A 13,762-nucleotide genomic window follows, 5' to 3' on the forward strand; every position below is an offset into this window, starting at 1 on the left:
GAACAATAAAATGTAGTTTCTGCGTAAGTCAGAAACATCCATCATTCTCCATTCTCCATTCTCAATTCTCCATTAAAATACGCTTTTGCGTATTTTCTCGTATGCATTTAAAGTTTGAAGAGCTGTTTGATCCCAAGAGTAGGTAGCATTAACTCTCAGCCCTTTAGCAATCAGTTTTTCTTGTAGAACAGGGTTATTAAGCAATTCAAGCATTTTCTGGCTTATATCATCAATATTATTAGGATCAACATATAAGGCACCATCTTTTAGTACTTCGGGTACTGAGGTTACGTTTGAAGCTATTACAGGTGTACCGCATGCCATAGCTTCTAATGGAGGTAATCCGAATCCTTCGTAGAATGATGGAAAGATGAATAGAGATGCAGCATTATATAAAAATGGCAGATATATATTGTCTACAAATCCAGTGAATATTACATATTCAGTGAGATTATGCTTATCCACATATTCTTTATAAAGAGAATATGAGATACCTTTCTTACCGGCAATTACTAATTTATATTTATTTTTTAGTTTTTCAAAATTATTTTCATAAGCTTTGATTATTCCCCATATATTTTTCCTAGGTGTGAAACCACCAATATAGAGTATATAATCATCGTCAATATGAAATTTATTTTTAATTAAGTATTTGGATAATTTATTGTTGATTGGTTTATAGGTAGTATCACTTGCTAGATGTGTTACAAAAATTTTTTCTTCAGTGAAGGAGAATTCTTTGAGTATATCTTGTTTTGAGAATTCCGAAACAGTAATTATACCATCTGCTTGGTTCATTATTTCATGTATTTTTTCATGGAACATTTCATTGAAAGTTTTACTTACAGTCTCAGGCATTCTTAAGGGGATTATATCGTGTAATGTTACAACTAGGGGGCAGCTTTTGTTTTGTGGTAATCCTATTCCATTTTGAGGGGTGTGAAATATATCTAAATTTCTAGATAATTCATATTGATTGCTGTTGACTCTATTCCAAAATCCATCTTTATTACCACCAGTAATTGAATGAAAGGTGATGGGAGAATCATAGGAAGACAGATTATTAATAAAATAATTATTTGGGGTATATAAGTCATATGAATGTGGTTTAAAAGGTAGAATGTTTTCTATAAGTTTATAAGAATAGTTTCCTATTCCTGTTCCCTTATACCATGCCGCAGCTCGGCAATCAAAACCTATCCTCATAATATTTACTCCTTATTTTACACTATAATTCATTATATTATAGCTTAACTTTTATGTGAAAAGTAATTAAGGTATCTCAGCTTATTAAGGAGTTTATATACTTATTTTTCTAAGGTGTATAAATATTTATACATGTCCAAAACTCATTGATAGCTGAGGTTTTGGAACAAGTATAAATAAATTTCGCGGGAAGATACCTAGAAATGTGCTAAAACCTTTTTTTGGTTCATATAAATTTATAGGGAGGTGATTGAGCATGATGCGTGAACTGGAGATAGAAAGGCAGTTCAATATAAGAATAGAAACAATGAAACCAAAGCGAGGAGTATATTACCTCAAGACAAACAAGGGGAAGAAATGCTTAAAGAGAATAAATTATGGAGTGCAGAAGTTATTTTTTATTTATGGGGCTAAAGAGCATTTGATTCAAAATGGATTTCCTAACGTGGATAGATATATTATCAACGTAGAAGATAATCCTTATGCTATGGTAAATGAGGATATTTATACTTTATCTAATTGGATAGAAGGTAGAGAATGTGATTTCTATAATGATGATGATCTTAAGCTTGCTGCAAAGAATTTAGCAAAACTTCATATTGCTTCAAAAGGATATGAGCCCCCGGAGAATAGTAAGTTAAAAACAGATCTTGGTAGATGGCCTCATTTAATGGAGAAAAGGGTTAAATCATTTTCCAAGATGAAGAATATGGTACGTAAGAAAAAAGGTAAAAAGAGTGATTTTGATATTAAATACGTAAATAACTATGAGTTCTTCATGGAATTAGGAATAAGGGCTCAAAATGTACTAGCATCATCTGATTATGAGAAATATTGCAGTATTGCAGAAGAGGAAAAAAGTTTTTGCCATCATGATTACACATATCATAATATTATTATGGGTGAAGATGAAAGTGTAAGTGTTGTTGATTTTGATTATTGCAAGAGAGAAATAAGAGTTTATGATATTTCAAATTTCATTATTAAAGTTTTAAAAAGAAGAGATTGGGATATTAAGTATGCAAAGCTTATTTTAGATGCTTACAATGAGGTAAGTCCACTTGAGGAAGGGGAATATAAGGTTCTTTATGCATTTTTATTGTTCCCTCAAAGATTCTGGAGATTATGTAATAGATATTATTATAATGAGGTTAACTGGATACAGAATACATTCACAAAAAAAATCGACAATATGATAGGAGAGAAGGAGAACTACAGCAAGTTTATTGAGGATTTTGCTAGTGAATATAATCAGAACGAATAATTTTAAATGAAGAGGTTGAGCGTTTTTAGAAACTCAACCTCTTATATTTTGTAAAGAATCACAAAACTGAAGTTTCTACATATAATGATTATACAGTAATATTAGGAGTAAATCATGAATATTGGTGATATTGTTGTTAGAAAGTCATACAATGAAGACATTACATTCAAGGTGATTGGAATAAGAGAAGATTCTGATGGAAATGAGATATGTGAATTAAAAGGGGTAAATATTAGGATTGAGGCAGATTCTCCAATTGAAGATTTAAAAGTTGTTCAGCGTGAAGATGAAGGCAAGGCTGATAAGGTTTTTAATGAGAAGATAAATCAATCCATAAAGAAAGTAATAGCCCAACGTAATGGAAAAGATAATGCTCACTATGTATTTAATAATATTTCCAGAGGAAAAGATAAGTCAAAAAAGGGGAGCAAAACAAAAGAGAAGAAGGCGAATAAGGCGAATAATGATAGAGAATTGATATTTGGTAGGCCGGGAAGAATTCTTCATGTAGATGGTGACCCTGAGTATCTAGAGGTATGTCTTAAGACTTACAAAGAATTGTCACTAGAGGTAGTAGGAAAAGCAGTGAAAGAGGCTGAACAACCTAATGTTATTGTTGACTTAGTTAAACAAGTAAAGCCAGATATTATTGTGATTACAGGACATGATAGTATGGTTAAAAATGCGAGAGATTATACTGATTTATCAAATTATAGAAATTCTAAATATTTTGTACAGTGTGTACTGAAACTTAGAAACTATGAACCAAATTATGATGATCTTGTAATTTTTGCTGGTGCATGTCAATCAAATTATGAAGCTCTTCTGGATGCAGGTGCAAATTACGCAAGCTCACCAAATAGAGTTTTAATACACTGTTTAGATCCTGTGATGGTATGTGAAAAAGTAGCTTACACTAATATTAAAGAAATTGTAGCAATAAAAGACATAATAGATAACACAATAACAGGTATAAAAGGAATTGGTGGTTTGGAAACTAGAGGTAAATATAGAGAAGGTTATCCTAAATCAATTTATCTGAAATAGAATGCGTGAATACAAATTTTTTATGAAGATTGAATATTTTTTAAATTTATAGTTTGTTTTACGAATAATGGACATAAACATCTGCCAAACTAGAATAATGAATCTAATTAAGAAATGGAGGACGTGTTTTGAAACATCAAATGAAAACCTTAAGTTCAATCAAAGAAGAGATAGAAAATCATGTAGGGGAAAAAATAGTCTTAAGGGATAGTGGCGGGAGAAGAAAAGTATTTGTTAAGAATGGAGTTATTGAAAAAACCTACAACAGTATATTTGTTATTAAATTAGATGATAGTAACGATAGGAGAATAAGTTATAGTTATTCTGATGTTCTTACTAAAACAGTTCAAATCGTATATGCAAGTTAAAAAAAAATAAAATATTTCTCATATTTATAGATAATACATTATATAAATTAATTAGTAGGTATTATTTATAAAAGGGGGAATAGTCCGTGGAACTGATTAAAGAGAATATAGAATTTGAAAAGCTGCTAGGTGAAAATTTTAATGATACAATTATTCATGAAGAGTATATTGTACCAGACACACATCCAGACATAAGTGAAATTTTAATGACAAACACTAAGATGAAAAATATCCATAAAGAAATGATGAAGGATAAAGTCCATGTTAATGGAGAAATTGATTTTACAATTCTCTATACAACAATGGAAGATGAAGAGGAAGTTGTTTGTTCTTTGAATTACTCAAAAAATTTCTCAAGCATAATTGAAATGACAGGGATAGATCATGAAATGATATGCGAAGCAGAATGTAGTATTGAACATATGGAGTGTATAATACTAAATTCAAGAAAGGTATGTGTAGAAGGCGTAGTTAATGTAAAAGTTGAAGTATCAAAAATGAACAATCTAAATATAGTTAAGGCTATAGATATAGGTAGTGACATTCAATGCGCTGAAAAGCATATGCATATGGATAAGATAATAGGAATGATTAATGATGATATAACTGGTGAAACTGAGATTCTTATACCTGTTCACATGCCTGAAATTTATGAAGTTATGGATTGCAGTGTTACATTTAAAAGTAAGGAAATAGTTCTTTATGACGATATGGTTAAGTTTTCATGTAGAGCTTGCATAAAAGTATTGTATAGAGCTATGAATACTCGTGAACTATGTGTTATCGAGAATGACGTTTATCTAGAAAAAGAATGTGAGCTTAGCGGTGTATCATCTATGATGGCTCATTTGGGTAAATTTACTATTAAAAATATCACACATATGATTAAGGCAAATGAAGAAGGGGAAATGAAGTGTATATTCGTTGATATGATAATAGGTGTTTTCTGTAAGGTTATGGATGTAGTATCTATGAATCTTATTGAAGATGCATATTCTCCAACTATGATGCTTGAAATGGCAAAAGAGACAGTAGAGATGGATATTACTCATAAAGTTATGAAAGATGAGTTAGTAGTAAAAGGTAAAATCGAAATAGATGATGATATTCCAAGACCAAAGGAAATCCTATTCACAACAGGTGATATATGTATAACTGAGAAAAGAATTGTTGAAGACAAGATACTTGTTGAGGGTGTAATGAAGGTAAGTGTTCTTTATAAAGCTCATGACAAAGATCATGGATATGTATTCGCGGTATACGAAGAAATTCCATTTGATCATTCAATGGAAGTTCATGGAGCTAAAATCCATATGCATAGCTTACTTAAAGCATCACTTGATCATATAGAATGTGATATTGAACATGATGAGATCAAGATTAAGGGTATAATTGATTTGGCTTGTAAAGTTACTTTTAAAGCACAAAAAGAATTCTTAATGGATGTGTGTGAAAAAGAGGGAGAACCTCCAAAGAAAAAGGGTAGCTTTATAATATATGTTGTACAGAGTGAAGATACTCTTTGGAAGGTAGCTAAAAAATATAATACAACTATAGATTTAATTTGTAAACTTAATGAAATAAGCGAGGGAGATATTAAGCCAAATACTAAGCTTATTATTCCAGGAAGAGCAGTAATCTAATAAAATTTTAACTTTGATACTTCTGATAAAAAGATATATTAAAACATGAAAAGGACTTCAAATGAGGGCCTTTTCATGTTTTTTTGATTATTTATTTGTTTATGAAACTAAAAGAGTTATTTAGGATGAAAAAGATAAATTAAGAAGAAAGCTTAAAAAACATAGTTGACAGTGGACAGTGGACAATGGACAACGAATGACATTTCTCTTCGAGAAATTTTAATCTTATTGTTCCTTGAACAATATGGGTTCACGTACATGAAACATTGTACTTAAATACAATATTTTATCCATAGATAAAATGAGTGAAATATCTTGTCCTAAAGAACAATAAAATGTAGTTTCTGCGTATGCAGAAACATCCATCATTCTCAATTTTCAATTCTACATTCTCAATTTGTTTTTAGCACGCAGAGCGTGCCTTTGTTATGTTATAATATAGTTAAAATTGAAGAGATAGAAATTATTGTACATTGGAAGAAGATAAATGAAGGTTTCGGGGTGGAAAAAATGGAAATTGCAGTGGTTGGAATAAATCATAATAATGCACCAGTTGATGTACGGGAGAGAGCGGCTTTTACAGAGTCGAGCAAGATTGATGTAATTAATGAACTTATGGATTCAGGTATAGAGGAAGCAGTAGTTTTATCAACTTGTAATAGAAGTGAAGTTTATGTTGCTTATAGCAAAAAGATAGATGGCAAGAATATTTTAAAAGATATTTATAAGAAACAATTCAAATATGTTGATTTAGATCTTTTTCTATTTGCTAAAAAAGGGCAGGAAGCAATTGAACATATTTTCAGAGTAGCTAGTGGAATGGATTCAATTGTTCTTGGAGAAGATCAGATACTTGGTCAGGTTAAGGATTCATTGATTCTTTCAATGGAGCTAGGATCAAGTAAAAAATTACTAAATAGATTATTTAGAGATGCTGTAACTGCTGCTAAGGAGATTAAGAATAAGCTTAAGATATCAGAGATTCCTCTTTCTACTAGTTATATTGGGGTTAAATTACTAAAAGAGAGAATAGGAGATTTAAAGGGGAAGAATGTACTAATAATAGGAGTAGGGCAGATAAGTAAGTTAACTCTTAAATATTTATTATTAGAAGATTTTAATTCTATAAAGATAACAAATAGAACTCATGGAAAGTTAAAAGAGCTCTCTGTGAAGAGTGAAAAGATTGAACTAGTTAATTATTCAGATAGATATGAGGTGTTAAATGAGGTTGATGTCGTGATTTCAGCAACCTCAGCACCTCATGTTATATTGCGTATGGAGAATATGCCAGAGCTAAATAAAAAGTTGTATATTCTAGATTTAGCAGTCCCAAGGGATATAGACCCAAAAGTTAGAGAAGGTTCTTATGTTGAACTGTTAGATATTGATGATTTAGAAAAAATATCCTCAAATAATATGGAAAAGAGAGAAGGATTAAAAGAACAAGCTGATGAGATAATCAGAGAATATATATTTGAATTTAATGAATGGAAAAAAAGAACAAAAATTGACCCTGTTATAAAGGATTTAAAAGAAAAGTGTGATGAGATAGAAAAAGATACTCTTGAATACATTTTTAGAAAATCAAATATGGAATTAAGAGATCAAAAAATTGTTCAAAAGATGCTAAATTCAGCACTAAAAAGAGTTATTAGAGATCCTATAATAAAGCTTAAAGAATTAGAAGATGATGAAAGAGAAAATTATATGGATGTGGTTAAGGAACTATTTAAGTTATAGATAAACTTTACTGAAACTTGGTTTGTTCAAGTTCCAAAATCTCAATGGGTTTATGAGTTATGGACTTGGATAAATCAATAGTTGAAGTAGTTTATCTACATAAGAGGTGTTTTAATGTTTGTACCATTGAATATTAACTTGAAAAACAAAAAGATACTTATAATAGGTGGAGGGAAGGTTGCCCATAGAAAGGTGAAATTTTTTCTTCAATATGATTGTGATATTGCTGTTGTTGGGATAAACATAGCCCAGGAAATATATGAACTGTATGATAAGAGTGATTTAAGAGTGGAATTAATCCAACGAGAGTTTGAGATTAATGATTTGAATGAAAAATATATTGTAGTTATAGCAACGGATAATTCCAAATTTAATGAGGAAATTGCTGATAAGTGTGAAGAAATAGGATTATTATATACAAACTGTAGTAATGGAGAAGAATCTGCATTTTCAGTACCGGCAGTGGTTAAAAGAGGAAATCTTTCTATTGCAATATCAACAAATGGAAAGAGTCCTGCACTTAGCAAGAAGATAAAAAAAGAGGTTAGTGAGATATATAACGATGATTATAAGGTGTTTCTAGAACTCTTAGGAGAACTAAGACGTGTAGTTCTTAAATGTGAGAGTGATGATAAGGTTAAGAAGAAATTATTGAATGAAGCAGTGAATATGAATATAAATGAATTGAGAGAGTTCATTAATAATTATAGAGGAGAGAAATTATGAAAATTATTGTTGGGTCAAGAGGGAGTAAGCTTGCATTAACTCAAACAAAATGGGTTCTTAATAAAATAAAAGAGAAAAACCCACATGTTGATTTTGAGATTAAAGTTATAAAGACAAAGGGTGATAAGATTCTTGATAAGGCTCTTGATAAGATAGGAGATAAAGGATTATTTGTTAAAGAGATTGAAGAAGCTCTTTTAAATGGCGATGTAGATTTGGCTGTTCACAGCATGAAGGACATGCCATCTGTATTACCAGAAGGATTGAGGTTTTCACATGTTACAGAGAGAGAAGATCATAGAGATGTAATTGTTTTAAAAGAGGGGATTAAGTCTTTTGAGGAGTTACCTCAAGGAGCTAGAATTGGGACAGGCAGTAAGAGAAGAAAGTATCAGCTTCTTAAGGCAAGACCTGATTTAGAGATTGTACCGATAAGAGGAAATGTTGAAACAAGAATATCAAAGATTGAAAGTGAAAATCTTAGTGGAGTTATACTTGCAGCTGCAGGAATAAAGAGGTTAGGGATACATAAGAAGATGGAAGATAGAATAGAATACCTTTCAGAAAATCTTATTGTACCAGCACCAGCACAAGGAATATTAGCACTTGAAATAAGAGATGGAGACACTGAACTTCATGGAATGATAGAGAAGATAAGAGATGAAAAAACAGAGGTAGAGGCAAAAGCAGAAAGAGCTTTCCTTAAGGGGGTAAATGGAAGTTGTCATATTCCTATAGGAGCATATTGTAGTATACTTGGTGAAGAAATAGTTATGACAGGAATTTATGGAGATGGAGAAGGGCAGAATATTTTAAAGGCTGAAGTGAGAGGAAATAGAGTAGACGCTGAAAGATTAGGAAAAGCATTAGCAGATAAACTTTTAGAGGAGATGAAGAGGAATGAAGGGTAAGGTTTTTCTTGTTGGAGCAGGACCAGGTGATTTTGGGTTAATAACATTAAAAGGATTGGAATGTATAAGAAAAGCTGATGTGCTTGTTTATGATAGACTTGCCAGTGGCGAGTTCTTAAATGAAACAAAAGAGGGCTGTGAATATATTTATGTTGGGAAGAAGTCAAGTAATCATACTAAAACTCAGGATGAGATAAATGAAATTATATACCAAAAAGCTAAGGAAGGTAAGGTTGTAACAAGACTTAAAGGTGGAGACCCTTATGTTTTTGGTAGAGGTGGAGAAGAAGGAGAATATCTTTTTGACCGCGATATAAAATTTGAAGTGGTTCCAGGAATTAGTTCTTCTATAGGAGGATTGGCATATGCAGGGATTCCTATAACACACAGAAATTATGCCTCATCTTTTCATGTAATTACAGGACATTTAAAAGATGATAATCAAGAGTTAAATTGGAAAGCATTAAGTGAGGTGAATGGAACACTTGTATTTTTGATGGGAATGTCAAATTTAAAGAAAATCACAGAAAAATTAATTGAGAATGGTAAAGATAAGAACACAGCTGTAGCAATTGTAAACTGGGCTACAAGACCTGAACAGAGAGTGGTTCAAGGGGAACTTCACAATATAGTGGAGATTGTTGAACAAGAGGGGATTGGTTCACCTAGCGTAATTGTTGTTGGGAATGTTGCTACTCTTAGAGATAAATTGAACTTCTTTGAGGAGAAGCCTCTTTTTGGAAAGAATATTGTGATAACAAGAAGTAGAGCTCAAAGTAGTTCTCTTGTGAAAAGTATTGAAGAGCTTGGGGGCAGAGCACTAGAGATGCCGTCAATAAAGATTAAAAAGATAGAGAATAATGAAAAACTTGAAAGAAGTTTAGAAAACATAAAGAAATATGATTACATAGTATTTACAAGTGCAAATGGGGTAGATATATTCTTTGAGGAGTTATTTAATAAAGGGTTAGACAGCAGAGCTTTAGGAAATTGTAAGATTGCTGTTATTGGAAAAGGTACAGAAGAAAGACTACTATCATTTGGATTGAGAGCGGATATAGTTCCTGCTAGAGCTATTGGAGAAGCACTGTTAGAGGAATTAGAAAAGGTAGTTGATAATAATTGTAATGTGCTTATTCCTAGAGCTGAAGGGGCTAGAAGATTACTTGTTGAGGAACTTTCAAAAGTATGTGAAGTTGAAGAGGTAATTACATATACGACTGTAAAAGATTCTCCTAATAAAGATGAATTGTTGAGCAAGTTAATGGAAAATAAAGTTGATTATATTACTTTTACAAGTTCATCAACTGTTAAGAATTTTATTGAAATTATAGGTAAGGAAAATATAGAATTATTAGAGAATGTCAAATGTATTTCAATTGGACCTATAACGTCAAAAACAGCAAAGGAACTAGGAGTAAAAATATATAGAGAAGCAGATGAATCTTCAATTGAAGGAGTATTGGAAACAATCATCAACGAGGAGGAATAGAATTTTGGGAACAATAAAAAGGACAAGAAGATTAAGAAGAAATGAAACAATAAGAAGTATGGTTAGAGAAACAAAATTAACTCTAGATGACTTAGTGTATCCATTGTTTATAATAGAAGGAAAAGGGATAAAAAATGAGATAAAGTCAATGCCAGGGAACTATCATTTCTCAGTAGATATGTTAGAAGATGAGATAAATGAACTTGTGAAACTTGGAATTAAGTCAGTAATACTATTTGGTATACCAGGTGAGAAAGATGAAGTAGGTAGTGATGCTTATGATATGAACGGAATTGTACAAAAAGCTGTTAGAAAGATAAAAGAGATCAACAATGATATGTACGTAATAACAGATGTGTGTATGTGTGAGTATACATCTCATGGGCATTGTGGAATATTAACACCTACTGGAGATGTTGAAAATGATACAACTGTAGAGTATCTTAAGAGAATAGCTGTTAGCCATGTTAAAGCAGGAGCTGATATGGTTGCACCTTCTGATATGATGGATGGTAGAGTAAAAGGGATTAGAGAAGCTCTTGATGAATGGGGATATAAAAATATTCCTATCATGTCATACAGTGTGAAATATGCATCTTCATTTTATGGACCATTTAGAGATGCTGCAGAGTCAGCGCCTGCATTTGGGGATAGAAGAGCTTACCAGATGGATCCAGCTAATAGTAATGAGGGAATTAGGGAAGCAGAGATTGATATTGAAGAGGGGGCTGATATTATAATGGTTAAACCCGCCCTATCTTATCTTGATGTTATAAGAAGAGTTAAGGATAATTTCAATGTTCCTATAGCTGCATATAATGTTAGTGGGGAATATTCAATGCTTAAGATGGCTGTTGAAAATGGACTAATGAATGAAAAAGTAATATATGAGACCCTTTTATCTATAAAAAGAGCAGGGGCGGATATAATAATAACATACTTTGCAAAGGATATTGCTAAGAAGAAGGAGTGGATCTAGGATGAAGCATAATAAATCAAGTGAGATTTTTAATGAAGCTAAGAAGTACATACCAGGTGGAGTTAATAGCCCAGTTAGAGCTTTTAGATCAGTTGGTTTAGAACCAATTTTTATCGAAAGAGGTGAAGGGGCAAAGATATATGATGTTGATGGAAATCAATACATAGATTATATATGCTCATGGGGACCATTGATTCTTGGACATAGTAATGAAAAGGTATTAGAAGGAATAGATGAAGTTTTGAGAAGAGGGACTAGTTATGGTGTTCCTACTGAAATCGAAGTAAATATGGCTAAATTAATTGTAGAAGCGTATCCATCTATAGATATGGTTAGAATGGTTAACTCAGGTACAGAGGCTACAATGAGCGCACTTAGAGTAGCTAGAGGATATACTGGAAGAAATAAAATACTAAAGTTTGAAGGATGTTATCATGGTCATTCAGACTCTTTGCTAGTTAAATCAGGTTCTGGAACGTTAACATTTGGAGTACCTACCAGTCCAGGGGTACCAGCAGATACTGTTAAAGATACTTTGGTAAGCAGATATAATGACTTAGAGGCTGTGAAGAAAATATTTGAGGAACAAGGAGAAGATATAGCTGCTATTATTGTTGAGCCAGTAGGTGGAAATATGGGAGTTGTTCCAGGAAGAAAAGAGTTTTTACAAGGACTCAGAGATATCTGTGATGAATATGGAGCGGTACTTATATTTGATGAGGTTATTACTGGATTCAGATTAGCGTATGGTGGAGCACAAGAGGTTTATGGAGTTGAGGCTCATATGACTTGCTTCGGTAAAATTATCGGTGGAGGACTCCCAGTAGGAGCCTATGGTGGAAAGAAGGAAATCATGGATATGGTTTCACCAGTAGGACCAGTTTATCAAGCTGGAACATTATCTGGAAATCCATTAGCTATGCATATGGGATACAATAACTTAAGAATATTAAGAGATAATCCAGATATATATACAGATATTGAAGAAAAAGCAAAAAGATTAGAAGAGGGCTTTAGAAAGAATATTCAAGAATTATCTATTAAAGCTGAGGTTGTTAGATTCAAAGGTATGGTATGTGTGTTCTTTGCAGAGGGAGAATTCCATAGTTATGATGATGTTAAGAGATGTGATACAGATATGTACTCTAAATATTTTAAAGGAATGTTGGAGAGAGGAGTACTCTTGCCACCAGCACAATTTGAAGGAATGTTCCTATCAAGTGAGCATACAATAGAACATATAGACGAGACGATAAAAATCCAATATGATGTTTTAAGGGAGCTGTAGAATAGAAGATGTTAATAAAAGCTTATGGGAAAATTAATATATCTCTTGATGCTGTCGATAAAAGGGAAGATGGCTATCATCTATTAGAGATGATAATGCAACAGATAGAACTTTATGATGAAATTGATATTAACAGAGCTGATGAGGGCATAACTATAACATGTAATAAATATTTCATACCAACTGATGAAAAGAATCTTGCATACAAAGCTGCGGATTTGTTTATGAAAACTTACAATATAAATGAAGGAGTAAGGATACATATTGAGAAAAACATTCCCGTTGCAGCTGGGTTAGCTGGTGGAAGTACAGATGCAGCAGCAGTTTTTAAAGGGATGAGAGATATATTTAAGGTAAAGGCTTCTGATGAGGAACTTATGAAGTTGGGAGAATCACTAGGTGCAGATATTCCTTATTGTTTTGTTGGCGGAACAGCTTTCTGTGAAGGAATCGGAGAAATAATTACTCCATTAAAACCCTTTAATAATAAGATTCTGGTATTAGTGAAACCTAATTTTGGTGTTTCTACAAAGACGATATTTAAAGAACTTGATATAACTAAGATAAATAAACATGTAAGAACAGATAGATTATTAGAGGCTGTTGAAAAAGATGATTTAAAATCTGTTTGTTATCATATGAAAAATGTTCTAGAAAATGTAACTATTATGAAGCATAAATCTATCAAGAGCATCAAGAAAAAGATGGTAGATATGGGGGCTATCAACTCAATGATGAGTGGAAGTGGTCCAACAGTATTTGGTTTTTTTGAAGATATATTAAAAGCGCAAAGATGCTATGAGGAATTTAAAAAGGACTATAAAGAAGTGTTTATTACAAGAACGGTCAATAAATAAAAACATAATGTATAATGTATAATGTAGAATTGAGAATGATGGACATTTCTCTACGATAAATTTTAATTGATTATTGGTCCTTGGACAATAGGAGTTTACTCGTTTCATTTGAAATGAAACATTGTAGTTTAAATAGTATATATAGAATAATATAAAGGATTTACTGGGAATTGAATATGGTAAAGCACCATTTCGTAAATATTTACGAAATGGTGCTTTTTATTTTAGTCTTAGGCTG

12 protein-coding genes are annotated in these 13,762 nt (G+C 31.9%); 11 read left to right on the forward strand and 1 reads right to left on the reverse strand.

Annotation, left to right across the window (positions count from 1 at the left end; all coding sequences use genetic code 11):
* Window positions 1-72 precede the first annotated feature (72 nt).
* A complete protein-coding gene (locus tag OW730_RS06680) occupies window positions 73-1,206 on the reverse strand; it encodes a glycosyltransferase family 4 protein (protein ID WP_271228287.1) in 1,134 nt (377 codons plus the stop codon).
* A gap of 256 nt (window positions 1,207-1,462) precedes the next feature.
* Here OW730_RS06680 and OW730_RS06685 point away from each other — a divergent pair, with 256 nt between their 5' ends.
* The 11 genes from OW730_RS06685 to ispE all read left to right on the forward strand — a co-directional run bounded on the left by OW730_RS06685 (window position 1,463) and on the right by ispE (window position 13,524).
* Window positions 1,463-2,470, forward strand: coding sequence for a CotS family spore coat protein (locus OW730_RS06685; protein ID WP_271228288.1), 1,008 nt, complete (start codon window positions 1,463-1,465; stop codon window positions 2,468-2,470).
* A 114-nt stretch (window positions 2,471-2,584) separates the two neighbouring features.
* Window positions 2,585-3,517, forward strand: coding sequence for a sporulation peptidase YabG (gene yabG / locus OW730_RS06690; protein WP_271228289.1), 933 nt, complete (start codon window positions 2,585-2,587; stop codon window positions 3,515-3,517).
* A gap of 140 nt (window positions 3,518-3,657) precedes the next feature.
* Window positions 3,658-3,885 (forward strand): Veg family protein, encoded by a 228-nt coding sequence (locus OW730_RS06695; protein ID WP_271229528.1) that lies wholly within the window; start codon window positions 3,658-3,660, stop codon window positions 3,883-3,885.
* Window positions 3,886-3,971: 86 nt separating this feature from the next.
* Entirely contained in the window at window positions 3,972-5,528 is a 1,557-nt protein-coding gene (locus OW730_RS06700) for a DUF3794 and LysM peptidoglycan-binding domain-containing protein (protein ID WP_271228290.1), read from the forward strand.
* Window positions 5,529-6,038: 510 nt separating this feature from the next.
* Window positions 6,039-7,271, forward strand: a complete 1,233-nt coding sequence (gene hemA, locus OW730_RS06705) for a glutamyl-tRNA reductase (protein ID WP_271228291.1) — start codon at window positions 6,039-6,041, stop codon at window positions 7,269-7,271.
* A 114-nt stretch (window positions 7,272-7,385) separates the two neighbouring features.
* The gene (locus tag OW730_RS06710; protein ID WP_271228292.1) at window positions 7,386-7,997 is read left to right on the forward strand and encodes a precorrin-2 dehydrogenase/sirohydrochlorin ferrochelatase family protein; all 612 of its coding nucleotides are present in this window, start codon (window positions 7,386-7,388) and stop codon (window positions 7,995-7,997) included.
* On the forward strand, window positions 7,994-8,908 hold the full coding sequence (hemC, locus tag OW730_RS06715; protein ID WP_271228293.1) for a hydroxymethylbilane synthase: 915 nt from the start codon (window positions 7,994-7,996) through the stop codon (window positions 8,906-8,908). The genes OW730_RS06710 and hemC overlap by 4 nt, the downstream gene beginning before the upstream one ends.
* Window positions 8,898-10,400, forward strand: a complete 1,503-nt coding sequence (gene cobA / locus OW730_RS06720; RefSeq protein ID WP_271228294.1) for a uroporphyrinogen-III C-methyltransferase — start codon at window positions 8,898-8,900, stop codon at window positions 10,398-10,400. Before hemC ends, cobA begins: the two co-directional genes overlap by 11 nt.
* A gap of 58 nt (window positions 10,401-10,458) precedes the next feature.
* Window positions 10,459-11,379, forward strand: coding sequence for a porphobilinogen synthase (gene hemB / locus OW730_RS06725; RefSeq protein WP_442945435.1), 921 nt, complete (start codon window positions 10,459-10,461; stop codon window positions 11,377-11,379).
* Window position 11,380: 1 nt separating this feature from the next.
* On the forward strand, window positions 11,381-12,667 hold the full coding sequence (gene hemL, locus OW730_RS06730) for a glutamate-1-semialdehyde 2,1-aminomutase (protein ID WP_271228296.1): 1,287 nt from the start codon (window positions 11,381-11,383) through the stop codon (window positions 12,665-12,667).
* Between the two features lie 8 nt (window positions 12,668-12,675).
* On the forward strand, window positions 12,676-13,524 hold the full coding sequence (ispE, locus tag OW730_RS06735; protein WP_271228297.1) for a 4-(cytidine 5'-diphospho)-2-C-methyl-D-erythritol kinase: 849 nt from the start codon (window positions 12,676-12,678) through the stop codon (window positions 13,522-13,524).
* Window positions 13,525-13,762 lie beyond the last annotated feature (238 nt).

The sequence above is a fragment of the Oceanirhabdus sp. W0125-5 genome (assembly GCF_027938815.1).
Classification (GTDB): Bacteria; Bacillota; Clostridia; order Clostridiales; family Clostridiaceae; genus Oceanirhabdus.

Bases quoted from the DNA above. Each gene is read 5' to 3' on its own strand.
- hemL (WP_271228296.1), top strand. From the start codon at position 11,381: ATGAAGCATAATAAATCAAGTGAGATTTTTAATGAAGCTAAGAAGTAC.
- hemC (WP_271228293.1), top strand. From the start codon at position 7,994: ATGAAAATTATTGTTGGGTCAAGAGGGAGTAAGCTTGCATTAACTCAA.
- OW730_RS06680 (WP_271228287.1), bottom strand. From the start codon at position 1,206: ATGAGGATAGGTTTTGATTGCCGAGCTGCGGCATGGTATAAGGGAACA.
- ispE (WP_271228297.1), top strand. From the start codon at position 12,676: ATGTTAATAAAAGCTTATGGGAAAATTAATATATCTCTTGATGCTGTC.
- OW730_RS06710 (WP_271228292.1), top strand. From the start codon at position 7,386: ATGTTTGTACCATTGAATATTAACTTGAAAAACAAAAAGATACTTATA.
- OW730_RS06695 (WP_271229528.1), top strand. From the start codon at position 3,658: ATGAAAACCTTAAGTTCAATCAAAGAAGAGATAGAAAATCATGTAGGG.
- OW730_RS06685 (WP_271228288.1), top strand. From the start codon at position 1,463: ATGATGCGTGAACTGGAGATAGAAAGGCAGTTCAATATAAGAATAGAA.
- yabG (WP_271228289.1), top strand. From the start codon at position 2,585: ATGAATATTGGTGATATTGTTGTTAGAAAGTCATACAATGAAGACATT.
- hemA (WP_271228291.1), top strand. From the start codon at position 6,039: ATGGAAATTGCAGTGGTTGGAATAAATCATAATAATGCACCAGTTGAT.
- cobA (WP_271228294.1), top strand. From the start codon at position 8,898: ATGAAGGGTAAGGTTTTTCTTGTTGGAGCAGGACCAGGTGATTTTGGG.
- hemB (WP_442945435.1), top strand. From the start codon at position 10,459: ATGGTTAGAGAAACAAAATTAACTCTAGATGACTTAGTGTATCCATTG.